This window comes from Gardnerella sp. Marseille-Q9185, assembly GCF_046508745.1.
Taxonomy (GTDB): domain Bacteria; phylum Actinomycetota; class Actinomycetes; order Actinomycetales; family Bifidobacteriaceae; genus Bifidobacterium; species Bifidobacterium greenwoodii.
The window spans coordinates 115202-140908 of sequence record NZ_JBKFWK010000003.1 but is presented as its reverse complement, the minus strand read 5'-3'; the positions used below and the strand labels follow the sequence as shown (position 1 = coordinate 140908).

Genomic DNA, 25707 nt, shown 5'->3' with positions numbered 1-25707 from the left:
TTGAAACCTATGATAAAGGTGAAATAAAGATTGCTGGCAAAAAACTTCCAGCTATTAATTCTGTTGCTGCTACTAAGTTACGTCGTTATCATATTAGCTATTTATTTCAATCGTTTGCATTGCTCAATAATCGAACTGTATTTGATAATTTGTGGATTGCGATGGCATATAATAAAGAGTCAAAGTCTGTTAAACACCAAATGATTGATGCAGTTCTTGCTGAACTCAATATTGAGTATGCTAAAAATGACCGTATTGCTGTGCTTTCTGGTGGTGAACAGCAGCGAGTTGCGATTGCTCGTGCAATGCTGAAACCTGGCTCGTTGATTTTGGCAGATGAGCCGACGGGTTCACTTGATAGAGATCTTGCTGATAAAGTGTTTGCGCAATTGCAATCGATGAATAAAGAATATAACAAGACATTGCTTGTAGTGACACATGATCCTTTGATTGCTCAGCGATGTGATCGTGTGTTACATATTGAGGCGCTAGCTCGGTAGTTGCATTGCTTCTCTTCCCCTTGTTAAATTTCGCGTTATCGTGGCAAAAATTGCAAAATTAACAAAATCTGCCACGATAACTGTGTGCGTCACGCATTTGCTGGTTCTATTGCAATACGTCCACCTAATGCTTGAACAACCTTCGCAATAGTTTGGAAGCTGGGATTGCCGTCTCGTCTTAAGCTTTTGTAAAGGCTTTCCCTTCCAACCTCGGCTTTTTGAGCAATTTCTTTCATTCCTCTAGCTTTTGCAATATCGCCTATAGCGGCTTGCAGTAAACAAGGATCATTTAGTTCTGCTGCTGCATTGAGATACGCAATAACATCATCATCGTTCTCAAGATACTCACTCGCATCCCATTTACTTATATTTACCATTTCTTCTCCTCAATTAACTGTGCAAGGAGTATCTTTGCTTGTTTAATATCTTTACTTTGACTACTTTTATCTCCACCAGCGAGTAACAGCATTAGTTTTGAGCCTTTTTGCGCAAAATACACACGATATCCTGGCCCAAAAGTAAAACGCAGCTCGCTAATACCATTGCAAACTGGATGCAAATCACCTACTGGCTTGCCTGCAATTTCACATAATCTCAGCCTCGCGTTAATTCGAGCTTTAGATTGCGTATCGCGAAGTTTTTTCATCCAATTGCGATACTCATCTGTTTTAAGTATCTCCATAAAAATATTTTATCCTGTAGGATACAGTTTTGCAATAATAAGTAAACAGTCATATCAGTTATCGTGGCAAAAATTGCAAAATTAGCAAAAACTGCCACGATAACTCGGTTTTTGTGTTTTATAAGTCCTGTAACGCAATTCTTTTATCTTCTGCAGACTGCTTAGACGACTTATCGTCCTTCTTAAGAGAATGCGCATAGCGAATAAGACTTCTTGCAATAAAGAACACTAAAGCACATATAACAAGTGCGATAAGAATGTCAATTATCGGACCAAATAATGCATAGCTCATGATTCATCCTTTCTTTTTCTATATTCGTTTATGAGTGTTCGAGCTGTGTCAACATCGTATTTATCGTCAATAGCAAGACTCTTTACTAAAAGAACGAACGGGTCTTCTGGTTCATTGTCGCTTATTCGAATTTTTTCAATGAGCCTGTTAAGCCTGATTCTCATCGTTGGGTAAGAGACTTGATACATTTGCGACATTTCTTTTAACGATCCAGACGATAATACAAAGTTCTTTATAAACGACATATCTTCATCTGTGAGATTAGCCATCCATCTTGGAATGTGATCCATATCACCCCTTTCTTCAGCCTATAAACTTTAATTAAATTAAACTTTTATTAAAAATATTAAAGTCGCTGTATGAGTTTGTCAAGCATGAGCATGAGAGATATGACGCAAAGCGACATTTTTATGTCGCCAAAATTGCCGTCTTGTCGCCAAAATAATAAAGATATATATTTACGTAACATATGAGAACATGTAGTTATCGTGGCAGTTTTTGCTAGATTTGTGATTTTTGCTAATTTGCAATTTTTGCCACGATAACTCATGATTTGAGTGATGTTAGTTTAGCGGAATAACAACATTGACCAACCAAGTGTCATCATCTTTTTGCGCCTTTAAAGATCCGCCTAAGCGTTCCACAGATTTTTTGTGGAACAGTAGTCCTTTGCCAAAAACAAGCTTTTCGCCAAACTTGTTCAACGTCGAAATCGAATTCATACACATTATTTTGCATTCACGCTCATCAACCGTAACATTCATAGAAAAATCAACGCTAGTACTGCAATGCTTACGAATATTAGTAAGCAGCTCGCTGCACATGCGAATAGCACATTGAGCTTTTTCGCCATTAACGATTGCAGATACAGCAAAATCGTTACTTCCCGAACTTTCATCATTTACTGTTATAGAGCCATAATACCCAAGCTGCTCGCAAATTTTACGCTCAGATTGCAATCGCGCGCGAATATTGCATAGAAAATCAGCCAAAGTCATGCAATTATTGCCATTAGAACCATAAGCAAACTGCGTGCTAGCAATATTTGAATCTAAAGAATCATCATACTTTTGTTCAGCTTGCTCAAGCAGGCTGATAACAAGTCTCGCTTTGGAAAGTGCATTACGCGAATGTTCAATAATCTGCTCTAACGATTCTTTTGTATGATCACTTTTCTCAGCATATAAAGCATCCGTTGCAAGCAACGTAATATCAGTAATCTCATTGTTCACATCGTCGTGCAATTGCAATGCAACAGACGCAATATAAGACTGGAATTCGCTGCGCACAATATCCATTTTTGCGCGACTGTTTTCCTCCAACATGGTCAAATACTTGCGCAAAGCGTAACCGCAAATCATGGAAATAAGAATAAAACAAGGGAAAGTAAGCGGAATGTACGCCATTTTTGCAAAGTACATAATATTCAACGAAACTATGTATGCACAAAGCAAATACTTCCACGAATCGTAAAAGCCTGCAACAAACATGCTAGCAATCAATGAAAAAAGAAAGCAAGTTGCATTTACTCCTGGCATTGCTAGCGTTAAACAATACAAAATCGGAGTTACGAGTGATATTTGACGCGGAAAAGCAATCATAAGAAAAGTTGCAAACATCCAAACGTATTGGCACACAGATTGCTGCGGGTTATGCCACAAACCAGCTGTATTGCAAGATTGCACGTCCATTGATACTACAAGAATCGCCAATATTATGAATAAAGTTCGCTGAATTTTCCAGCTTTTAACCAACTCGATAACGCGCGAAAATGTGTTCATTAACATGCGTTATCCGTTTCTTGCAAAAAATTTGGATGATTCTGCGGCGAATCATTCAAATATTGCAGATTACTATCTTGCTCACGATTTTGCATTGCAGCAAACGCGGATATTGCTTGCACTCGGTTAGAAACATGCAATTTTTTGTAAATTCTATGAATATGCGTGTTAATAGTGTTTGGCATAAGGCCAAGTTGAGCCGCAATCTGATTCGTTGTGTAACCTTTAGCAAGCAGATCCATGATTTTCAGTTCTTGAGGCGGCAAAACGCTGCGCGACCTTGATTTAGAAAGCCTAATAAAAGATTCTTGCGGTGTAGCAAAATCGTAAGCAACGTCTTTAACGCAACGGCAGCCATACACATTCTGCTTATCGCAATATTGCAAAGCTTCTGCTAGCCCTTTGAAATTGTCTTTAGCAACCATCGCTTGCCCGCCAACTTGCGAAACCATCGAAGCGTAGGATCTACAATCGTAAGAAGTCATACCAATTAAAATAATGCTGTTGTTTTTTTCGCGAATTGCGCGTATTACTTCTACTCCAGACATGTCTTTCATTGACATATCAATCAAAATATAATCTGGAGTAGTTTTTGTTACTTGGCAGTATTCCAAAGCTTGCACGCCTGATTTTACGCACCATTTGCAAGCGTACTCATTTGGCAAAAGCTTGCTGAGCACGTTTCGCATAACCGCTAAAACTAATGGGTCGTTATCTACTATTGCATACGTTTTTTGCATAATGGCTTTCTTGCATCTTATGCTACTTTTCTTATATTCTACTTTATAAGCATGCGCAAAGTAGAGCAAATCGTGTAGTAATAAATGATTACAAGTAATGCATGTAAATCAAATGTGATTATAATAAGTAACAATATGTGACTTTTGGTTGCGTTGAAAATTCATTTTTAATAATGATTGCAGCAGGATTATATGACAAAACGACTAGTAGTATTGCACTCCGCAGAAGTAGCTGCGATGGCGTTTGCCTCAGCAGCTGCTTTTATGCGTAGCTTTGACCTTTTCGCTTTGTGGCTTGTTCTAGGACTTCTTTCTGTTGCAATGTATTCTTGTGCATATTTTTTCTTGCTCAACAGCGTTATTAAAGCAAAAAATGCGTATATAGAAAATAATATATCTAAGCTTAGCGGCGCGGGCGCTAACAGCATAAGTAGTGACGTTGAGAATACAGAGAACAACAAAGATTACATAATTACTCTTGAGCAAGAACGCAAAAAAGTCGAATCACAAAATAAGCAAATACTCAACAATTACTCAAATAATTTAATAAATATTATTTCATGCTTTATTTGTGGGCTTATTCACGTTCCTTGGATTTATTACTACGGAATTGCAAATGGCGTTTTAACATTGGTGATTTTGTGGCGAGTAATAAAGCGCCCACAAGGTCACCCTATTGATGAAAGCGATTTCTAAGGAATTAATGCTTATGTTGCTTTTCTATTGCAACGTTAAATCCTTTTGCAGCTTTGTGAAAATCTTCCATGCGATCTCCATAACCGTCTGCAATAATAGCATCATCTTTTACAACAAAAGAGCCATTTTCTAGCACAATATATTTTGTAAAGAATTCTTCTAATTGCTTAGCTAATTCATCAATTTCATCTTGCGAAAGCTCTTCGCTACTATTTTCCGCAAGTTTATCTTCCTGCTCTTTAGTTTGATTGACAGTATTTTCACTATCCATATTTGTGCTATTCATGTTTGTATCTCCTTATATTTGTAATATATTCGCAACTTATATTCGCAACTTATTTGTGCGTTGCTTTAAGTCTAATTACAAACATTTTCCGCGCAATCTTGAGTACTGAGTTTTGAGTACATCATATTGCTGCAAAAAATTGCAATATTTATACTAGAAATACAAAATACGTATGAACGAGAAGCAATGTACGCGAATTAGCTACAATGCTCACAAACAAAACAGCAAATTGGAAGGGAAACAACTCATGAGCAAGTACTATATAAAACTTATTAAAGAAACGCTTATTTGGATTCTTAAGTGGGCAATATTTACAGCATTCGAATTCTTTATTTTGTACGTTGCGATTATTTCTTGGAATCATGATTTTGTACAGTTCATGCACGAATACAGTAATGCTATTATTCCATTTATAGCAACTACCGGAGCAAGCACAGCAACGATGACTCGAAACGAAGGCACTATTTTTGAAGTCAAGGAGTAAGATAGCTATGGTACTAAAACGCAATATTGCAAACAATAAGCAATTTATGATATAATTTTGTTACTCCGTGACTGCGCCATATTGCAGGTTTGAGGTTAATCTTCAACACGGCGTCTATTTTTATTATTTCAATTTTCAATAATGCGGCTACCATTAGGCACGGCGACTACTCCGAATCCTTCCGCCTTACCTTGACTATTTCTACGAACGTTATTTCTTATCATATTATAAAAAGTTGAATCTCTTTTAGAGCATTTTCTATAAACTGCTCCTGCAACTAAATCTGCAAACTGTACACCTACGCTGTGATGCGAAGCTGCTATAAATAATCCTTCAATTAAATTGTTATAATCAGCTCGATGTGAGTCATGATTATTAAGCAGATCAAAATGGAAATCATCAAGTTGCTTATTTTGCTTACTATTACGAGCATCAATAACTATCATTCCGTAAATTAGATTATGTAAATATTTATGAGCTATTGCATTTAATATAAATACGAGTATACTTTCGTCTTCTACTGGTATAGTGTAGAAATTGTATTGATACGATGCATTAACTAATGTCAAACTTCCGCAGACAATATGGAGCTAACAATGAGAAGAAATAATAAATATAACGGCATGCGCATACTTACTACTTCAACTATCATTGCAGCAATGTCACTACTTTCTGCATGTCCAATAAGTGCATTAGCTATTACCCCCCCCCCATCAGCAGAAGTAACCGTAACTAACCCAGCTCCAAAAACACAACTTGTTGTAGATGGCACAAACGGATTAGATTCCAACGATGGATCTGAAAGTAAGCCATTAAAAACTATTCAAAAAGCTCTTGAAAAAGCCACACAAAAACCTGCAAATATCAACATTAAAGGCAATTTTTCACTTAATGCACCTATAGAAATTCCACAAGGCATTACACTTTCTATCGATAAATCCGGCGCCACAATAGCAGGCTCGAATAATACCAACGATGGCATCACGCTGAAATCTGGTTCCACACTTCGCGGTGACGGCGAATTGAAAATGACTGCATTTAGGGTAGCTCTTACAGCAGAACAAGGCTCTCTTATTACGGACGGCACATACACTTTCAAAGATAACGCAGAAGAAGAAAGTCACGGAATCTACCTTGCGGGAACAGTAAAAGGTACAAGTAAAGATAAATTAAAAATTACTGCCGACGACAAATGTAATACAGATTTTTATGCTGATGGTATTACTTTCGAAAACGCTACTATTAACGTTAAATCACAAATTCGCACATGGTTTGATGCAAGAGATTTAACTTTGAAGAATTCTTCACTTACTGTAGCAGGCTTTGGAATGACATACTACGTAAACAAATTAAACATGGATAATTCGGAGTTTGTTATTAATAAAATTGGCTGGAGGAACTCAACTGGTTTAACAATTCAAGGCAACTCAACTGTTACCAATAATTCACGGATTGTTGCGAATGCAGGATCTACAGCAGGCATTTCCGTTGGAATAGAAAACGGAAAATTAACTGTTACCAACTCTACTCTTGAATTTAATAATGGTGGCACTGGCGGCTTAAATGTAAATACCGGAAAAGTAATTCTCACAGATTCTACAATCAAAGGTAATGGAAAAAATAGTGGAGCGCTTTTTGGAGCTCAAGAAAACGGCTCTATTGAACTTAGAGGAGACTGCTTAATAGATAGCCCAGCAAGTAAAAATGCAGACGGTGGAGCTGGAACAGGAAATAGCTATGTTGTTACTGGAGGCTCACACATGGTTACATATGCTCCTGATTATCACAGCAACAAGGGAAGCACTGTTCCTGTAAACGGTAAAGAAAACGGTAATGAAAAGCTAAGCCTTTTTACTCTTGCTGATAGTTCTGTGAATGAGATAAAACCAATTAACAAAAATGGAAATGCCTACATATACTCAGTTAAAAAAGTTTCTAAAGATAACGAAAAACACGTATGGGTACCAGCAGCAAAAGTGATATTTGAGCTCAACGATGCAAAAGCTGCGGAAGCTAAAAAAGCTAAAGGAGCTATATTCTCTGACTCTTCAACTAAAGCAAAAGAATCCCTTGCCATACGAGGTTACGCATTAAACTTTGCAAAAACAGTGGCAGGAGGAAGTACTGAAATACCAGCAAATCCAATTGCTCCTGGATATAAGTTCCTCGGGTGGTTCTGCAAGAACGCTCAGAATAGCGAGCAAAAATTTACTGAAAAAATGATAATTAAAAGCGACACAACAGTGTACGCAAAATGGGAAAAAGATTCCTCATCTTATGCTGTTCGCTACCATAATTGCGCTCAAGATGATGCAACATACCTTGTTAGTGAAACTAATCCAAAACGCACTAGCAAAGTTCTTTCATTCGATGAAGTTATTAAGAATAATGCAAAATTTGCCCGCGAAGGAATGGTCTTCAAAGGTTGGACCACAGAGAAAAACGGCAAAGGTGAGACTGTAAAAGCAGGTAGCAATATTGCTATAGCGAAGAATAAAAACTTAATTGACTTATATGCGAATTGGGAAGAAAAAGAATTTACAGTAAAATTCTCTGCGAATGGCGGAACTTTCTCCGATAGCAGCATCTTTAAGAAAAATACAAAAGTATTTGAGATTAAAAAAGATAAGCGCGGCGGAGAAGTTGCTGTTGTGAAGAAAACAGCAAAATTTAGCGAAAACAAGACGCTAATCAATCTTATTAAAAGTTTGGATGATAATGTCAATATAGACACACCTGGCATTAGTGGCAAAGCAAGTTCCGATTCAGATGCAAATTATACGAATCTTGCCACGCGCAAATATTATCATTTAATAAATGAGAAAAAAGAAAACTCACTCTTTGGCTATGTGTATAGCACAGATTACTACTACTGGTTCAAAGACAAGGATGGAACAGAAAAAGCTACTATTGACAATGATCCAAAAGTGAACGATGATCTTACCTTCTACCTTAAGTGGAAGATTGATCCAAGCATTGAACACATACAGCAGGAGAATATTGATCTTCCTGCAGATTTATTAACTGGCGATAACACAGCAACTACAGCATACAAAGTTACACCAGGACAAACTATTGATTTCACTGGAACAATCGCAGCTTCAGTAGTAAAAGACCAAATGAAAGCGATAGAAAATACTTTTAAAACAGTGAAAAAGGAAAATTATAGCAATATTGCTCTCAGCGATATGACATCTTCTTTCATGGCTACATTTACTATCCCAGACGGTTTAACGCTGCCTGAAAATATCACAAAAAATACGCTTAAGCTCGATGGATTCTCAGATACTTTTGCTATCCAGAATGTGCAAGTTAAAGACAAGACTGTAACAGTTACTATTAATTTGAAATCTGGTATTAAAACGTATGCGGAATTGCAGACAGCAGTACAAACAAATCTTGGCGACGCAATGAAAATCACTATTCCGGGAATAAAGATAAACCAAGATTTCTCCGGAAAAGCTACAATTGTTGGAACCGTATCGGGCTCATTCCACGCAGCTGCAACATTTAATGGAACAACGAAATTATTTGACTTTACTTGGAACGGCTCACAAACAAGCGAAGGGAAAAACTCTGACGCAGCAGCAGGTGCTAATGGTATTTCTCTCACCGTAGAATATGATCCACAAACGCCTCCAACTCCTCCGACACCGCCAACACCACCAACACCAGTTCCTGAACCAACACCAGTTCCTGAACCAACACCTATTCCAGAACCAAACCCAGAACAAACACCATGGCCAAAATATAAGCCGACTCCAGAAAAAACACAAAACACTACACCACTTCCAAAAGAAAATCCAAATAATAAAATCATAGAAAAGCGCAAAAACGAAAATAACCAACTTCCAAAAACAGGAAGCGAAATATTACTGACTGCCTTTTCTGCGATTGCAATATTCGGACTTGCTGTAGTAATAGCAAAATTAAAGCGCATAAAAATAAATAAGCAATAATTTCATAAAAAACAAACAAAATAGGGGTTAGTATTGTAAAAACAACTGCAGTACTAACCCCTATTAATACACACAAATATTCAACAATATAATCACGGTTATATTAATCACGATTATATTAAAAATTAAGGTTGCTGTAAATTATTTTGCGGATTGAATTGAAGCCTCTTGGCGAGCAACGTCAAGCGCTTTGTTGAAGGCATCGCTAGTCCAACTTGCTCCAGCAACAACGGAAATATGCAAATCTTTTAGCGGCTTTCCAATAATTTTTCCAGGGATAGCCTTTGAGAATGCATCCATATGTCCCTTGGAAATCGGTGTAAACGGATGAGACGTTATTTGCACATCGCTAACATTTCCATTTGCAACGCTTAAATTTACTTCAATATTATCTTCTGCAACCGGGCCATACGTAGCTTTGATTTTGTAGTCGCCATCTTTGTAATTGCCGGTGTCTGTTTTAGGCTGATTCTGTTGGTTTTTAGAATCTTGCGAATCTCCAGAATCCTCAATTTGCGCAGAAGATTTAGATTGCTGAGCGCCAGCATCGTACTTTCCAGAAGGATTACCGCCATCATCAGCGCTCTGACCGGAATTACCAGCAAACTCATCGTTCATCGGCACAGCACTCGGCTCACCGCAAGCAGAAAACATAGCGGACGACGCGGCTACAATCACAAGCGTAGCAACGGTTTTTGTAACTTTTTTGGATTTCAAATCATCGCGTGAAACATCGTGAAACATATTATCTGAAACCATAAAATCATCGCCTTCAAATCTTGTATATTTTAAAACCTTGCGCAACTAATCATCTAAATTCGCCAACTTAGGCGATTTAGTAGGCTCATGGTCTTGCAAAGCTTCCGCAACGCTTTCATCAATATGCGCACTCGTAAACGCAGGCTTTCCACCAATCGCCTCGTACGCTTTGCGAGCATCCTCATTATTCCAGCGCTCACCAACAAGCACACCGTGATTAAGCATAATTTCGCGATCCGCACACTGAGCAACCAAAGAATCGTGCGTTACAACAATAATCGTAGTGCCCTGGGAATGAAGCTGCTTAAACAAGTCGAGCACAATCTGCTCATTTTTTTCATCCAAATTACCAGTCGGCTCATCCGCAAGCAGCAACTTCGGGCAGTTTATAAGCGCACGCGCAACGCAAACACGCTGTTGCTCACCTCCCGAAAGCTGGCTTGGCAAATGGTGAGCGCGGTCCTTCAAACCAACTCGATCCAAAGCATCCATTGCCTGAGCTTCGTCAACAACAGAATGATAGTATTGCGCAACCATCACGTTTTCAACTGCCGTTAAATGCGGCACGAGATAAAACTTTTGAAAAACTAAGCCAATTACGTTTTTACGAACGTCTGCAAGTTGACCTGCATTCAAATCCTCAAGTTTGCGACCTTGCAAAGACACAGAGCCTTTAGATGGCGAATCCATGCAGCCAATAATGTTCATAAGCGTGGTTTTACCAGAACCACTCGAGCCAACAATTGAAAGCCACTCGCCTTCTGGCACAGTAAGCGACAAATCGTCAACCGCGCGAAGAGATCCATAAATCTTGGAAATATGGTCCAAAGTCAAAAGCATTTTTGGCGTAGCTTTTGTGTTCTCCGGCTTAGTTTCTTTATTCTCTGTCATATTAAATCCTTAACTCAAATCCTTAGTAATCACTCTAAAATCACTCTAAAAGCTATTCTTCTCGAAGCACAATCGCAGGGTCAATTTTTGAAGCGCGCAAAACAGGCGGCAACGCAGCAACGCAAGAAGCAATCAGGCTAAATGCAACAGAAAATGCAACAAGCCACCAATTCACGCCCAAATCTCTAGCAAACACCATTGCTGCAAGCAAACGAGCAAACACATACCCTACTGCAGTACCAGCAATGCCGCCAATCAAGCCGTATAATCCAGCTTCGGCAGTAAATTCCACGCCAATACTCTTGGCACTTGCACCCAAAGCTTTACGCAAGCCAATTTCGTTTCGACGCTGCTGCACAATCGAAGAAATAGTGGTACTCACACCAACCATCATCAACACTAGAACAACTAGCGACACAATGCAGAACAGGCTGCGAAGCATTGTAATAATACCAGTGTCAGCAGCAGTAACTTTAGTAACCTGCTGAGCGCGCACACGCATAGAAGTCATGTCGTTAATACTTCTCACAACAGCATCAACACTAGGCGCAGAAGACGAGTAAGCAATCACGTCTGCTCCGCGCTTAACTCTAGTAAGAGTATTCACATCCGCATTAAGAGCATAAAGCATAGAATCTTCCGCGCCGCCAGTGTCTAAAATGCCACAAACGCGGAAAGTTGTGCCGTGAGTATCCATAATATCCGTTGAAACGCGGCCTTCAACAAGCTTTTGTTGAGAAGATTTTTGCGCAGACTGATATGAAGACTTACTTGCAGACTTACTTGCGGACTTACTTGCGGACTTTTCTGCCGGCTTATGCGAACCGTCAGTATTATCCGAAGACCTATACGCAATCGCAATACGAGAACCTATTTTTAAGCCCATCGCCGAAGCAACATCTCGCCCAACCATCACATTTCCGCTGCTCGGCCAAGAGCCATCCACATTCCAATGCTTATTAAGCGACTTTACCGAACGCACATCAATGCCTGCTAAAACATACGGAGCTGCGTTAATACGCACATTTTCGTAACGATATGTAGCAGAACGCATAGCACCTTTTGCAAGAACCATATCGTTTGTGTGCAAAACCATTGCGCGATCAATACCGTTTTTCCACTCACCCTCTAAAGGAGTTACGATAATATTCGCTCCGTACGCGCGCATTTCGTCGCTCATCTGCTGAGGCACAACCAAGCAGATTGCAGCCAAACAAAACAGCGTAGCAGCACCAACAAGAGTTGCAATAACAGCCATTAAAGCACGCGATTTTCGGCGAAATACCGCGCTAAATAGCATAGTTATAAACATCGAATTGTTGGAAGTCATATAAGATTTACCTGCCATGAAGCACCTCCGCAGGACGCACACTCAGAATCGAACGAATCGACGAGCCTGCAGCCGCAAGCACAGTCAACGCAAGCAGCACAAACACCAGAACAAATACCATTGGTCGGAACAAAATCGCAGAGCCAAACACTGTAAAACCAATAATCTGCGCAACCGCAAATCCTAAAGCCATGCCAAGTAACGCTCCACCAAACGCAATAACCGCGGTTTCCATAAGCATAAGACGAGCAACAGCACCATCACGCGCACCTAAAGCCTTGAGTAAGGCAAGCTCGCCCGAACGCTCAGAAATAGAAGCAGCCATAAGATTCGCCACAGCAACAGCCGCAGCAATCAAGCTCAAAGCAGTCATCAAAACCATAACAGCGCGCGTCTTATTTAACACGTTACCCTGAAGAGCTGCAACTTGACGAACCTGCTTTGCAACAGCTCCAGGAATTACCTCCTCAATTTGGTAAGTAATCGAACTCGGGTAAGCAGTGCAATACCAAGTTTCCCACTCTTCCTGGCTGAGCGCTGCCGGATTTTTAGCCGCCTTACGCGCTAAATCATTTTCCGGAGTAGTAAGCGCTTTTACCTCAATCAAATCAGCCATATTCGGCTTATTTGCAAGGTTTTGAGCATCGCTAGAGCTTGCGTAAATTGCGTTATTATCGTCGTCACCAGAATCGTATATGCCAACTAAGCGCAGCGAAACCTCACGTCCGTCGCGAAGCAAATGCAAACGCTGGCCAAGTTTTAAGTGCAAGCGCTCAGCTAACTGCGAACCTACCATTGCTTCGGATTGATTATCTTTTGCCCAACGGCCTGCATTAATTTTCCACCAAGAGCGCAAGCCTCGAACACCAACAACAGTTGTTTCCCCTGAAGCGAGCGCAAGCTTGCGATTAAACCAAGTTCCAACAATAGGCACAACAGTTTTAGTAGAAGACTTCGATTCAAGATTTGCGTGAACTTTTATTTTCGGCGCAAAATTCGTAATATTAAACGCCCAAAAAATCATTTTAATTTTTGCAGCGTCTGATTCCTTCAAAAAAGCAGTAGACTCTTGGCTTTCGGCAGCTGCTAAATTATGCAAAGAAGCAGCGTCTTCCTGCTCGCGAGAAGCATACAAATCATTTACAACAGCGCTAGATTTTGGCTGAACAACAATATTCGAACCGTACGAGCTAAGCTCGGCGTTAATCTTGTCTCCAACGTCGTACACAACGCTAAGCATTGACACGCTAACGCACGCACTTAAGCACACTACAAGCGCAATCAGCACACGCTTTTTTATTTGCCTCACAAGAGATCGAGCAACCATGCGCATCATAAACATTAGTTGCTCCTTACTTAAAGTGCGAACTAAGCACGTCTAAATCAGCAGTATGAATTGTGATTTTGCCATGCCCAGCCTTGTACGGGAACGGAATCGGATTGCAACCACCTTTAAATCCAATAGTTGCTAAGTTAATTGCTACGTCACATTTACGGCAAATAATCTTACCGTCTTTTTCGTAGTAGCCTGCATCTCCACAGTTTTCACACGCGTCCAAGCCAACACCGTACGCTCCACCATTCTTTTTAATGATTATAAAGCGCATAACAGTGCCATCTTTTGCTTTGTATTGGAAACGATGAAGGTGGCCGTCTGAAATTTGCACAAAGTTGATAGTTGCCAAGCCATCGTGCAATTCGTACGGTTCAGGAGGCGTAAGAGTTGGCTTAATATTCATAATAGATACGCCTGCAGTAAGCGTAAGTATTACTGTAAGCGCAGCCAAAAGTGCTGCGAGCGCAGACTTTCGAGATTTCCGCTTAAAAGCTCGCTTTGTGCGAATTTCTGCAGCATTTTCGCCAACTACTGCCGTCTTAAAACCGATTACGAGAGACGCAACTGCAGGAATCAAAAATACGCTAATTTGCGCCATAATCATAAGCGGATTATTGTTAATCAGCCAAACAAGCACGCTGAAAGAAAAGTCGTCAATATAAAGCAGAATACTTCCTTGCATAATCTGCAAAAGTGAAGTTACGTGCTGCACAAGCAGAATAATCATGCTGAGCACAATTGCAATTTTGAAGGAAATTGCGTTAGATGTGGCTCGCAAAGAGCGCACCATAAGACTTATGCAAATCGCGGCAGCTGCACCAAGCACGAATCCGAGCGCGCGAAGAAGCATGTCGGATGTAAAAGGCGGCGTACTTGAATCTACAAAAATAGTAAGCTGCAAAATAACATCCGGAAGCGCATAAAATACTGTAAATGCTAGTGCGCACGCGCCGATTGCGTTGCTTATGTGCATTGCAAGTGGATGCTCACGCCAGTTTTCAACGGTTTTGCGAGAGCGAATTACAACAGCAATCGCTGCAATATCGAAAGGAACTGCAACGCAAAGCGCCGGCATGTTCACAAAGTTACGCTGATTAATTACTACGCTTGCGCGAAGAATTGCAAAAATAAGTGCAGCAACTGTGCCAAACGACAATCCGTACAGTCTCCAGCGTGCACTCAGCGGCTTATCTCGCCCCTCACCCACTGTAAGAGAAGCACTTAAGCCCATTGTAAGTAGCATAAGAGGGAGCAGCCCAGGAAGCACTGTCACGAACAGTCTGAGCATAACTCCCTCCTTTGCTATTAGTTACAATCTATTATTCAATAGTTTCTAATATTTACTAACTATTACTAATTATTACTAACTATTACTACCACTGGCGAGGAGTGTACTTCCAGTCGTCGAATGTGGCCTTGATTGGCTCAGTCCAGAAGCGGCCGGTTACGCCGGTAGCAGGATCGACGTGAAGCATCCAACCCTTCTTTTCTGGGGATTCGACTGAAAGCACGAGCTTGTAGTTTCCAGCCTTGTCGAGCTTAACGTTTGCACCGTAGTGAGGACCATCGGAAGCATTCATCTGCATGAAAGTACCCTTGACAACAGATTCACCGCTTGCCTTGTCAACAATCTCATAGTTCACAGTCAAATCTGGAATGAACTCGCCCTTACCGTAGCCGAGCTTAGTGCCTTTTTGGTTAGCATGAATATCTGCCTCAAGGTGGAAGCTAGCCTCTGAAGCCTTCAAACCCATGCCAGCTGGAACCATGTCCACTGGCTGGAAGTACACAGCGCCAATAGTAAGAGGTCCAATGTTTTGATCCTGGTGAGGGCCAACTGGAACCTCTTCAAAGCCCTTATCGCCGCCTTTGTCATCAGCCTTGTCGTCAGCCTTCTGCTCTGTTGACTGTGACTTAGAAGCAGACTTTGCGGAATTTCCGTTAGAACCGCAGCCAGCAAGCGCAAGCACACCTGCGAGAGCCAAAGCTACAATTGCCATCATTTTTTTATTCTTCATATCTAACCTTTTCTTTTGATTGATTAGTTATTTTTATTATTTATTGTTTAGTTGTTATTTAGTTATTTATTTATTGTTTATTTGTTGTTTATTTAATTTTGCCTATTTACCTTCTATCGCGCGCTTTCCACGACTCCGCGCAATAGACACGCAAAGTAGCGAAATTACCACGATTGCAGCAACAATCTGAGCCGTAATCGTTTCCACGTACGGATAGAACCCAAGCCAATCGTTAGTTGGCAAGCCTTGAATATACATACCTGCGAGCGCATCACCCTCAATAAGAGCATGCACGCCGCCGCCGGCAAAAATCACCACAAGCACAGACATAAGAGCACTTGTGCCAGCAAAGAATGGGCGAATTGGTATGCGAACGGAAGCAAAACGAATAAGCAAGAATATAACTACCAGAACTGCAGCAGCGGCAGCAAAACCGCCCCAAATCAGGGAGTCAGCTCCGCTTGAAACAGCAAAAATAGCCTGATAGAAGATTACAGTTTCTGCGCCTTCTCTAAACACCGCAAGGAAGCTAAGCAGAGCGAGTGAAATCAGGCTGCCTTTAGACACTGCAGCCGTAGTCTGATCACTAATATACTTATTCCACGCTTGTACGGAAGAACGCGAAATCATCCAGTTGCTTGTGTACAAAAGCATAAGCATTGCAAACAGTGCAACCACGCCTTCTGTAATCTCTTGCTGAGGTCCAGAACCGTTGAAAAGTAAGCCAAACAGAGCTGCAACAATCAACGAAGCCACAATACCGGCAGCAAGTCCTAAGTAAATGTACTTAACCATGTTTTTGTGGCCGGATTTAATCAGGTACGCAATAATTGCGGCAACAACCAGCAGCGCTTCCAAGCCTTCGCGAAGCAAAATCACAAAAGCTTGGCCGAAAGAACTGGTTATAAACTGCATAAACGGATTCGCGTTTGAAGATGCGCCTTTGTCTAATTTCGCCGAGTCTTCAATAAGCATTGCTTTAAGATCCGTTACGAACTTTTTAGCTTGCTCAACCGTTTTTCCGTTGTTCATTGCTTGGCGGCACTCTTTGAACTGATATTCGACTGTTGAAACGCGACTACCGCTTATTGCATTCATTACGTTCTTTTCAAAACCGAGCTTTTCGTAATACTGATAGTAGGCTTCGTTGATTAAATCAACTGCTGCTGCAACTTGAGACTTGTTGCCTTTTGCAGATTTGTAGGTTGCAACGGATTTGTCGAGAATAACGTTCATTTCTCGAGCAACTTGACTCCACGTACGGCCATTGCGTCCAAGATTCTTCTTTTTTGCAGCGTCAAGCTTTTTACGCTCTGCTTTGATTTGCGCACGAAGCTTTTGCGCGTAAATATTCGGCTTATCTATTTTTGAGTTTGAGTCAAGCTGAGCTGTAGTTTGCGCAACATCTTCCGAAAGAGCTTTCGACACAGCTGCTATTTGATCTCCCTGATTTTGCTGATACACAAGCGTTTGCAACTGCTGGAATTGATCGCTTTGCGATTGAACTTTATTCTGACCAAAAGTATCTCGAACAACAGTAATCATATTCGAAGCAACATAAACGGAATTGTAAGCTGCCTGGAATCGTGTGGCAGCTCCCGAATTATTGCCGCTTTTATATTCACTTTGGCCCTGATTCAATTGGCTATCAATCGCCTTAGAAACATCCGACCAACTAGCGTACGAACGATCTGCGTCTGTTGCAAAAGCTGGCATAGTTACAGCAAACGAGCTTATAACAAAACTCGCAAACGTGCACATAGACATGCACATAACCATGCATACAGCCAGCATGAGCGCGGTAGCACCGGAAACAACTCGGCGCACACTTTTACACGCGCGCATAACATCTCCTCGTGTCTTCTTACACTTCCTGCTTCTCAACGCGCTCTACCCCGATTGAGCGCACCCAACTAAAACTTGCCATCAAAGGCCCCACAGGTACATGATATCGACATATCATGTAGATTGATATAGTTCGGAGCAAAAAACACGCAAATATTGCAAAAATGATATTGATAACGAGAATTATCTTTCGTTTTGGTTGAAACTGATAAGCCCAACAAACTCATTAAACATGTTTCTCATACTTTCCACAATGCGACTTTTCTTCTCAGTGCGCGCCTTAGCCGCAGCGCCATTGCTATAATCCGCCAGCTTCTCCAACTCTTTTTCGTTAAGCTGCGCAATAAACCCTTCAATAAGCTTCTTTTTACTACGCAACTGCGGGCTAGAGTCAACCGCCACCCTAATAGAAGCAAGAACATTTTTATCTCTGATTTGTGTTGGAGTTTGCTGTGCGTATGGGGGTTTTGAGTGTTGAGTGTATTGCTTTCGGTTTTGTTTGCTACTAGTGGCATTCAAAACCGAAAGCTTTTTTGTTTGTTTTTGTTCTATTTGTTTCCATACTGCGTTTTGAGCGTTTTGAACGTTTTATGCGTTTTGTGTATAGCTATAATCTTATATGCGATTTTGCAAGTCACATCTGCATTTGTTATTTCGTTTCATTTGTTATCTCATCTCTTTTTTACCAAATTGTGTTATTGCAATCAAAAATACAAACACAGATATTGCAATTGCACATGGCAAAAATGGTATAAGATTAAATCCGTTTCCTAATCCTGTTGATGTAACTGCATGTAGAGAGCGGGAGACCATATATCCGCTGTAACAATAAGGATAAACTATCCAAAGTGGAGTATTTGCTATTAATACGCCAGGAATTACAAGAAGTATATTTAATCCAACGGATAACATTGACTTTTCAAAAAGCACAGTAATCGCCCACATGACTATTACGCTTGGAATCATAGTCAAAAACAGATCTAAACACCATTTTAGTAGATACATAATTGGTAGCGTTTCTGTAACTCCCGTGCTACTGGTTGCAAACAATCCTGCTATAACGAATACGGCAAAAAATACGACCATTTCCATAAGCAAATAAAATAGCAGTACGCAAAATTTTGCAGCAGAAATCGCGTATCTGCTAACAGGCAGTGCCAGCATTTTTAGTATTCCGTTATTGCTTGTTTCTCGTCCTGCAATCATCACGCAGATAACAATCATACTAAGCGGAAGCAGATAATATGAGTAGACTAATGCGCTTTGAAGAAACATAGCAGCCCATGCGTTTGTATATTCTGGAGTGAAGTAGCTATGAAGGCTTGCTACACCAGATCCAACCACAAGTAATGGCGCAATAAAAATCAAAGGAATAATTTTACTACGCTTTACTTTCTTAAATTCGATTCTAAAAAGTTCAAAAAATCTCATTTTCATAATCTCCTTATTCATAGTGCAGGTTCTTAGCCGCCCACAATCCAGAACATAAAAACAGAAGTGTTTCAACTATGGATACGATTACGACCGTAGTATTAGGTTGCGCGCTCATGGCAACTGCTGGTTTTAGCATAACTATAAAAGGTGATGCCATAAAAAGCACAATGTCTGAAGAAGCCAATGCCATGCCGCTTAAAAATCCTGCTACACCAATTCCAAGCGTCACCCACATGTTTTCAAATCGTGATGATACAAAAATCATAAAGGACAATACAGGCATTGACGTAATAAATGAATATGCAGCAAAAGATATAAGAGTACTTACATTAAACGTACCTTGTGGCAAATCTGTTACACCGATTTTTGCAAGTGCTAAATTTTGTATGCAAATAGCGATTAGTAACAGAACAGTCAGCAGTATAAATTTGCATAGGTACATAGCAGGAACGCTCATAGGCAGCATATGCATCTTTTTTACTGCATTTCCCTTAAATTCCATGTTGTAGATAATGCATGCTGCGACTATTATGCCGAACATGTTTAACACCATAATCATGCCGTAAAGCTGTGTAAGAAGAATATCCATAGGAGCTAAAGGCAGGTTTAATAATGTATTTTTTCGTACAATAAAATTCACAAAAGCGTACGCTGCTCCCATAACGCCAATAGCAATCATAAGAGCTATAAAGCCAGTTCTCTTGCATTTTTTTAGTTCGATTACAAGCGTTTTCATAGTCTTGCACTCTGCTTCCTGATTTTATTGTCTTCATCAATCATGGATAGGAACATATCTTCCAAATTGTCGGAAGCAAAACCAGATTGTAATGCATGCTGTCGTAGTTCATCTAAACTACCTTCAAATAACAAGTGTCCGTGATTAAGTATTCCAATATCATCTGCAATAAGCTCAATTTCGGATAGCATATGAGAAGAAATAAGAATCGTGCAATCGTAAAGATCTGGCAGTGACTTAATCAGATTTCGGATTTCGTGTATGCCAGATGGATCGAGTCCATTTGTTGGCTCATCTAAAATCAAAATAGGTGGTCTACCAAGCAATGCTCCAGCAAGACCAAGCCTTTGCTTCATGCCAAGCGAATATTTTTTTGCAAGACGGTCTGCAAACTCAGAAAGACCTACTAATTCTAATGCGTCATCAACTGCACTCTTAGGTAGTTCTAAAATGCGACGTATAATGTCAAGATTTTCTCTACCTGTTAGATTTGCATAGAAAGATGGTGATTCAATAAATGAGCCTATTTCTTTCAAAATAGGTATGCGATCGGCAGGAAACTGCTTTCCGTCGATTGTAAATACACCTTTTGTTGGAGCCGTAAGACCTAGGAGCATTTTCATTGTTGTAGATTTTCCAGCTCCATTTGGCCCAAGAAAGCCGTAAATGCTACCTTTGCGAATATGAAGTGAAACATCATTAACAGCAATAAATGATTTATATTTTTTTGTTAAATGTTCTGTTGTAACAATATTGTTCATGGCAATATCTCCTTTCAGGATTTATGATATTGCGTCAACCTTTCTACAACATTCTCTTCACCTTACATCTACCTTACATTTTTATGCGATGTCAAAAAATGAATATTCACATGGCATAATATATGTTAGGGGGTTCTCCATGAATCGGAATGATTATTTATTGAACAAGCATCTGCTACTTGTCGATGATGAGCAGGAACTTCTAGATATGGTTGTGTCCATATTAAACGAATACGGTTTTTATAATATAACGACTGCAAAAAGTATAAAAGATGCAGTAGAAGCAACACAAAAATTACGTCCAGAATTAGCAATCCTTGATGTTATGCTCCCAGACGGTAATGGGTTTGAGTTAATGAAGCAGATAAAACAATATAGTGATTGTCCTATTTTATTCCTTACTGCTTGCGGTGAAGATGAAGATAAGTTTAAGGGATTTGACTTAGGAGCAGACGATTATATTGTAAAACCGTTTCTTCCAAAAGAGCTAACGTTTCGCATTATGGCAATTTTAAGACGAAGCTACAAGAGCGAAAATCCCATTGTTAAACTGAAAAATAGTCAGATTGATTTTTCTTCTGCCCAAGTAATAAAAAATAACGAACATATTCCACTCACAGCCAAAGAATATGATTTACTTTCTGCACTTTATAGAAATGCTGGATGCATTGTAACAATTGACGCGTTATGTGAAGCTGCATGGGGAGCTAATCCTTTTGGATATGAAAATTCTTTAATGGCACATATACGTCGTATCAGAGAAAAAATAGAACTCAATCCATCGCAGCCTGTTTCTTTAATAACAGTTAAAGGTTTAGGATATAAGCTGATTGTGGAGTAAAGCAGAATGAAAAGCATACCAAAACTAATACAACGCTTCATAAGTATTTTTCTACTAAGCTCTGTGCTTATAGTATTAATGAATATTATTGCGTTTATTGTACTTATAGGGAATTACGCTCCCGATAAAGAGATGTCTCCTTATAGCATAGCAAAAGAGACGGGAGAAGCATTACAATTATCCGCAAGTGGGGATTATGCATTATCCAAAAATATGTCTTCCAAATTGACAAATTCTGGCGCATGGGCAATTCTGATTGATAATAATACGTTGAAAGTCGTGTGGAAAACAGAAAATGTCCCTGCGGGTATTCCAAACGACTATACTTTGTCTGATATAGCTAATTTGAGCGTTGGTTACATTGATGGTTATCCAACTTACACTGGCAAAAATAAGGATGGAGTTGTAGTAGTTGGATTTCCGCACAACAGCTTTTGGAAACATACGCGACCAAGTTGGAACTACAGTTTAATTTCAAATTTTCCGCAGATTGTTTTAAGCGTATTATTTATCAACATTTTGCTGATTCTTGGAATTTATTTAATAGCTAATATAAAACTACTAAAATCAATTAATCCGATTACAAAAGGGATACGACGTTTATCTAGTGGGGAAAGCGTGCATATTCCAGAAACAGGAGCGCTTTCAGAAATTTCATCTAACATAAATTCTGCTTCCGATATTTTGCAAATGCAAAAAGAACAATTGAGAAAAAGGGAGACTGCAAGAGCAAATTGGATAGCTGGGGTTTCGCATGATATTCGTACGCCGTTATCTATGGTGATGGGATATGCGGGACAGTTAGAAAATTCTCTACATATTTCGCAAGAAGATCGTAAAAAAGCGACGATGATTATTAAGCAAAGTGCCAGAATGAAGAATTTGATTAATGACCTTAATCTGGCTTCAAAACTTGAATACAATATGCAACCAATTATGAAAAAAGAAGAAAATGTTGTTGCTGTTGTTAGGCAAGTTGTTGTGGATTTTATGAATATGGGTATGCAAGATGAGTTTTCGATTAAATGGGAAACGGACGCAGAATTGACTGTTTGCAATATTAATGTAGATAAAGATTTATTAAAACGAGCAATATCTAATCTTATTCAGAACAGCATATCTCATAATGAAAATGGGTGTACGATTTATGTATCCGTTGCTGCAAACAATAATAATTGTATTATTTGTGTTGAAGATAACGGTATAGGTGTTTCAGATGAAAAAATCGAAAAGCTTAATCATGAACCGCACTATATGATTTGCGATACAAGTACTGCAGAGCAACGGCATGGTTTGGGTTTGCTGATTGTTCAGCAGATTATTGGCGCTCACAATGGAACAGTTGATATAAGTAGAAGCAAATACGGTGGGTTTAAGGTTGAGTTAACAGTGCCAAGTAAAAATGTGGGTTATAGGTCTTTTGGCCTATAACCCAAATATACAGTATTTATTAGTTGTCTTTTTTGCACACTGCCAGAAATAATTAAGCCGTTATCTCTAAGATGTCGCATTAAAGAATCAACTGTTTTATAAGACATCACACATAATCTTCTTCTCTGCAATTTTTTACTTTACAGTAAAATTTATTCTACAATTTTACTATGCACATTTGAAAGTGGAAGCTGATTGCAACGCTACCGTATTGCTTGCGTCTAGCTTCGATTCTTGCAAGCAAGCTAGCTCGCATAGTCATTATTGGGCATTAGTTGGCATTATTCTGCGTTAGTCAACACTATTCGGCATTATCCAGCATTATTCAGCAAAAAAGCGCGCGGGGAAGGCGGCCGTTTTACGAAGCGCATGATTTGGCGAGATTACAGCAAACTCAGCACTGGTGGTTTGCACGATTTTTTGCAAATCGCTTTCTTGCGAAACGAACAACGCAGTTGCGAGCGCGTCGGCATAAGCTGTTGAAAAAGCGCAAGTTTTAGCAGGAACGTAAGTCCAACTTGCAGAAAGTTTTTGCGCAGGAGTTCCATCTAAAGCGTTAATCAAGTGAGTCGCAATTAAATTAGACTCAAAGCCATTTGCATCTTTTCCTAAATAACTTGCGTCTTTTACTTTCCAACGCTTTCTTGCACTAGACGATGCACACAGCGCTCCGCTTGCAATTGATACCACACCTACCGCTTGAGTTGTGTCAAACGGATTTTCCAGAGCCACTTTTATTTGGCTATTTTCTTCACTAAAACAAGCGCACATATCTCCGCCAGCGTTTACCAAAAAATCGCAATCCGCAGGCGAATCACAATCCGAAGGCGAATCGCCGCTAAGCCCATCTTTAATAATCTTCGCTACAAGATCTACAAAATAGCCCTTCCCAGCTGCCCCAAAATCAAGCTGCACTGGCTGATTTGTATGAAGCGTTGCGCTGCCACTATCTCGCGAAATATCTGCCCACTTAACTGGCAGAGCGCGGCGATAATTAGCCCAACTGCCTATATTAGAACTCGCGCTAGCTGCCGACTCTGGAACGAATTGCACAGAATTGTTGTAGCCAAGCGCAAGCAAATCCGCGCCAATGCACGCGTCGAAAGCACCGCGAGTGGCATCGTAAAACTCGCTATAAAGTGCAAAGAGTGGCCCAGCCCATGCTGGAAACTCAAACTCGCCGCCATGCTCCGCACGAGCCATGCGCGAAACAAGCGAATCTGCACGAAAACGCGAAAGCACCGATTCATACTCTTCAACAAAAGCGCGAATCCGCTGCTCAGCGCGCTCAGGAATCGGCTTGCTGCTGGAAATAATAATCCCAGTTCCAAGCGCGCGCTCAAACGCCATTACATTCCTAAACATCGCTTGCCTCACGCAAACATTTCATTCGCTTTTTTAGAAAGCTCATACCGAATAGGACGTTCGCCAATAGAATCAACCATTCCAAGATCAATCAAACCGTTAAGCGCGCTCACAATCTTTCTCTCACCAATCTTCTCATCAATTGCATTGCCAACGTATTCGCTTAGTTGCTTGCGAGTCATTGGAGTTGGATTATACGAAAAAAGCTTATTTTGCAACAAAATAGACAGAGCTTCACGCTGCACTTTAGAAATTTCTTCCTCTGGAAAAAGCTCACGCAGCTTACCCATACAGTAAATAATGTGCTTTAATTGCACACTAATATTCTCAAACACTTCGCCCTGTGCTTTTACAATATATTCCAACATTGTGCAACAAAACATAGTTAAATCATTGCAATTAAATAGTTCCTGAGCTTTAGAAAAAGCAGCATAGTATCCAGACTTTTCTGCATAAATTATAGAACTTAAGCTCAAAATTGTTGGCATTGAAAGCTGCTCATGCAATTGCAAAGCAAGCAAAAACCGCCCAGTTCTGCCGTTTCCATCATAAAATGGATGCACGCTTTCAAAAGCATAGTGGCACATGCACGCCTTAATAAGCGTTGGAACGTCACTACTATTCATCAAACGCAACATCTGCGTTAAATGCTTTTGAATTTCCGCTTCCGTTGCATCTCCATCATGTACTACATTATTTGCACCATCGCGAATACTTACTTTTCCACTCCTAAAAATCTCACCATCTGGAATATTATTTGTTTCTAATTCGCCCTGCATAATACTGTCGTAGATTTTTCGTATATCTTGCAAGGTTTGTGGAATCGAAGTGTCACATTCATTTGAATCTGCAAGTTCAAGAAAAAGCTTAGTAAATTCACTAAAACGCGTATGATTATTCTGCTCGTTTGCAGCATCAAGTGCTTTGGAAAGCTCTTTTCTAGTGCTGTGAACACCTTCAATAATGTTGGTATTTTGCACTTCTTTTGCAATAAGTTGCATTAAATATTCGCGTTGAGCAAACCGCGACAACTCGTTCCACGCTTTTTCAACCGCTTTTTCAGTATTCGCAATATAATTCATGCACGTTACAAGATCCGTTACACACATTGCAAAAATCTCATGCGCATCAAATATGATTCCAGAACGATAGGTTGCAGGATTATCAATGCGCAAGCGATATTCTTCTTCCGCAATATCGCAAGGTTTCGCATTACTTTTAGACATTGCAACTATTGTGCGTATTGTTTTGTAATCCATAATGCGACTCCGTTTATATTATTGCGTTTACATTATTGCGTTTATGCTATTGATGATTTTGTAGTAATGTCTTGCAATATTTTGCTTGCGATATTTTTGCATATACGCAAATAACGCATTTATCACAAAATGATTGCATAGCTAACGTAAAAATCTATTCTATACCTACATTTTGCCAAAATGAAGGCATAGCGAGTAAAAAACATTCATCTATACCGACATTTTGGCAAAACAGCGGTATAAACTACTCACGCGCGTGCTGTTTTAGTCGCTTAGCATAA

At 39.9% G+C, this 25707-nt stretch carries 27 protein-coding genes; 6 read left to right on the top strand and 21 right to left on the bottom strand.

The window, feature by feature from the left end; all coding sequences use genetic code 11:
- A partial coding sequence (locus tag ACLD5M_RS04405; RefSeq protein WP_410314678.1) for an ABC transporter ATP-binding protein occupies positions 1-500 on the top strand: 500 nt, incomplete at its 5' end.
- Positions 501-589: 89 nt separating this feature from the next.
- Here ACLD5M_RS04405 and ACLD5M_RS04400 read toward each other — a convergent pair.
- From ACLD5M_RS04400 to ACLD5M_RS04375, 6 genes are all read right to left on the bottom strand, one after another.
- The gene (locus ACLD5M_RS04400) at positions 590-877 is read right to left on the bottom strand and encodes an addiction module antidote protein (protein ID WP_004129679.1); all 288 of its coding nucleotides are present in this window, start codon (positions 875-877) and stop codon (positions 590-592) included.
- Positions 871-1182, bottom strand: a complete 312-nt coding sequence (locus ACLD5M_RS04395) for a type II toxin-antitoxin system RelE/ParE family toxin (protein ID WP_004129677.1) — start codon at positions 1180-1182, stop codon at positions 871-873. Before ACLD5M_RS04395 ends, ACLD5M_RS04400 begins: the two co-directional genes overlap by 7 nt.
- A 118-nt stretch (positions 1183-1300) precedes the next feature.
- Positions 1301-1474 carry a hypothetical protein gene (locus ACLD5M_RS04390; protein ID WP_004129684.1) on the bottom strand — a complete coding sequence of 58 codons (174 nt, stop codon included), beginning with the start codon at positions 1472-1474 and terminating at the stop codon, positions 1301-1303.
- Entirely contained in the window at positions 1471-1764 is a 294-nt protein-coding gene (locus ACLD5M_RS04385; RefSeq protein WP_004134118.1) for a DUF2089 family protein, read from the bottom strand. Before ACLD5M_RS04385 ends, ACLD5M_RS04390 begins: the two co-directional genes overlap by 4 nt.
- A gap of 273 nt (positions 1765-2037) precedes the next feature.
- A complete protein-coding gene (locus ACLD5M_RS04380; RefSeq protein WP_410314677.1) occupies positions 2038-3261 on the bottom strand; it encodes a histidine kinase in 1224 nt (407 codons plus the stop codon).
- A complete protein-coding gene (locus ACLD5M_RS04375) occupies positions 3255-3995 on the bottom strand; it encodes a response regulator transcription factor (protein ID WP_004135855.1) in 741 nt (246 codons plus the stop codon). The genes ACLD5M_RS04380 and ACLD5M_RS04375 overlap by 7 nt, the downstream gene beginning before the upstream one ends.
- Positions 3996-4187: 192 nt before the next feature.
- Here ACLD5M_RS04375 and ACLD5M_RS04370 point away from each other — a divergent pair, with 192 nt between their 5' ends.
- The gene (locus tag ACLD5M_RS04370) at positions 4188-4691 is read left to right on the top strand and encodes a hypothetical protein (RefSeq protein WP_032841559.1); all 504 of its coding nucleotides are present in this window, start codon (positions 4188-4190) and stop codon (positions 4689-4691) included.
- A gap of 4 nt (positions 4692-4695) precedes the next feature.
- Here the strand turns inward: ACLD5M_RS04370 and ACLD5M_RS04365 are convergent, their stop codons facing one another.
- The gene (locus tag ACLD5M_RS04365; protein WP_375169579.1) at positions 4696-4962 is read right to left on the bottom strand and encodes a hypothetical protein; all 267 of its coding nucleotides are present in this window, start codon (positions 4960-4962) and stop codon (positions 4696-4698) included.
- Between the two features lie 262 nt (positions 4963-5224).
- Here ACLD5M_RS04365 and ACLD5M_RS04360 point away from each other — a divergent pair, with 262 nt between their 5' ends.
- Positions 5225-5461 carry a hypothetical protein gene (locus tag ACLD5M_RS04360; RefSeq protein WP_004135860.1) on the top strand — a complete coding sequence of 79 codons (237 nt, stop codon included), beginning with the start codon at positions 5225-5227 and terminating at the stop codon, positions 5459-5461.
- Between the two features lie 128 nt (positions 5462-5589).
- On the opposite strand, the gene ACLD5M_RS04355 is transcribed toward ACLD5M_RS04360, so the two are convergent.
- Entirely contained in the window at positions 5590-5967 is a 378-nt protein-coding gene (locus ACLD5M_RS04355; protein WP_308583057.1) for a DUF3800 domain-containing protein, read from the bottom strand.
- Positions 5968-6057: 90 nt separating this feature from the next.
- On the opposite strand from ACLD5M_RS04355, the gene ACLD5M_RS04350 reads away from it, so the two are divergent.
- Complete coding sequence (locus ACLD5M_RS04350) at positions 6058-9420, top strand: InlB B-repeat-containing protein (protein WP_410314676.1); 3363 nt, start codon at positions 6058-6060, stop codon at positions 9418-9420.
- Positions 9421-9561: 141 nt separating this feature from the next.
- Here ACLD5M_RS04350 and ACLD5M_RS04345 read toward each other — a convergent pair whose 3' ends face one another.
- The 11 genes from ACLD5M_RS04345 to ACLD5M_RS04295 form a co-directional block, all read right to left on the bottom strand.
- Positions 9562-10179 (bottom strand): FMN-binding protein, encoded by a 618-nt coding sequence (locus ACLD5M_RS04345; RefSeq protein ID WP_410314675.1) that lies wholly within the window; start codon positions 10177-10179, stop codon positions 9562-9564.
- Between the two features lie 45 nt (positions 10180-10224).
- Positions 10225-11070 carry an ABC transporter ATP-binding protein gene (locus ACLD5M_RS04340; RefSeq protein WP_004134099.1) on the bottom strand — a complete coding sequence of 282 codons (846 nt, stop codon included), beginning with the start codon at positions 11068-11070 and terminating at the stop codon, positions 10225-10227.
- Between the two features lie 52 nt (positions 11071-11122).
- Positions 11123-12418, bottom strand: coding sequence for an ABC transporter permease (locus ACLD5M_RS04335; RefSeq protein WP_004134098.1), 1296 nt, complete (start codon positions 12416-12418; stop codon positions 11123-11125).
- On the bottom strand, positions 12408-13742 hold the full coding sequence (locus ACLD5M_RS04330; RefSeq protein WP_410314674.1) for an ABC transporter permease: 1335 nt from the start codon (positions 13740-13742) through the stop codon (positions 12408-12410). Before ACLD5M_RS04330 ends, ACLD5M_RS04335 begins: the two co-directional genes overlap by 11 nt.
- Positions 13743-13752: 10 nt before the next feature.
- A complete protein-coding gene (locus ACLD5M_RS04325) occupies positions 13753-15024 on the bottom strand; it encodes a DUF2318 domain-containing protein (protein ID WP_119521409.1) in 1272 nt (423 codons plus the stop codon).
- An 85-nt stretch (positions 15025-15109) separates the two neighbouring features.
- Positions 15110-15754 (bottom strand): iron transporter, encoded by a 645-nt coding sequence (locus ACLD5M_RS04320; protein ID WP_004134094.1) that lies wholly within the window; start codon positions 15752-15754, stop codon positions 15110-15112.
- Positions 15755-15856: 102 nt separating this feature from the next.
- On the bottom strand, positions 15857-17599 hold the full coding sequence (locus ACLD5M_RS04315) for an FTR1 family protein (RefSeq protein WP_375169146.1): 1743 nt from the start codon (positions 17597-17599) through the stop codon (positions 15857-15859).
- Positions 17600-17782: 183 nt separating this feature from the next.
- A complete protein-coding gene (locus ACLD5M_RS04310; protein ID WP_410314682.1) occupies positions 17783-18118 on the bottom strand; it encodes a hypothetical protein in 336 nt (111 codons plus the stop codon).
- Positions 18119-18265: 147 nt separating this feature from the next.
- On the bottom strand, positions 18266-19030 hold the full coding sequence (locus ACLD5M_RS04305; protein WP_032841590.1) for an ABC transporter permease: 765 nt from the start codon (positions 19028-19030) through the stop codon (positions 18266-18268).
- Between the two features lie 13 nt (positions 19031-19043).
- On the bottom strand, positions 19044-19769 hold the full coding sequence (locus ACLD5M_RS04300; protein ID WP_004132069.1) for an ABC transporter permease: 726 nt from the start codon (positions 19767-19769) through the stop codon (positions 19044-19046).
- Positions 19766-20530: an ABC transporter ATP-binding protein gene (locus ACLD5M_RS04295; RefSeq protein WP_004129738.1), complete on the bottom strand. Its 765-nt coding sequence runs from the start codon at positions 20528-20530 to the stop codon at positions 19766-19768. Before ACLD5M_RS04295 ends, ACLD5M_RS04300 begins: the two co-directional genes overlap by 4 nt.
- A gap of 139 nt (positions 20531-20669) precedes the next feature.
- Between ACLD5M_RS04295 and ACLD5M_RS04290 the strand changes: the two genes are divergently transcribed.
- Both ACLD5M_RS04290 and ACLD5M_RS04285 read left to right on the top strand, forming a co-directional pair.
- The gene (locus tag ACLD5M_RS04290; RefSeq protein WP_020973693.1) at positions 20670-21371 is read left to right on the top strand and encodes a response regulator transcription factor; all 702 of its coding nucleotides are present in this window, start codon (positions 20670-20672) and stop codon (positions 21369-21371) included.
- A 6-nt stretch (positions 21372-21377) separates the two neighbouring features.
- On the top strand, positions 21378-22802 hold the full coding sequence (locus tag ACLD5M_RS04285) for a sensor histidine kinase (protein WP_375169147.1): 1425 nt from the start codon (positions 21378-21380) through the stop codon (positions 22800-22802).
- 321 nt (positions 22803-23123) lie between these two features.
- Here ACLD5M_RS04285 and ACLD5M_RS04280 read toward each other — a convergent pair whose 3' ends face one another.
- Together ACLD5M_RS04280 and ACLD5M_RS04275 are read right to left on the bottom strand one after the other, a co-directional pair.
- The gene (locus ACLD5M_RS04280; protein ID WP_410314673.1) at positions 23124-24167 is read right to left on the bottom strand and encodes an FAD:protein FMN transferase; all 1044 of its coding nucleotides are present in this window, start codon (positions 24165-24167) and stop codon (positions 23124-23126) included.
- Between the two features lie 8 nt (positions 24168-24175).
- Positions 24176-25426 carry a Fic family protein gene (locus ACLD5M_RS04275; protein WP_410314672.1) on the bottom strand — a complete coding sequence of 417 codons (1251 nt, stop codon included), beginning with the start codon at positions 25424-25426 and terminating at the stop codon, positions 24176-24178.
- Positions 25427-25707: the final 281 nt, after the last annotated feature.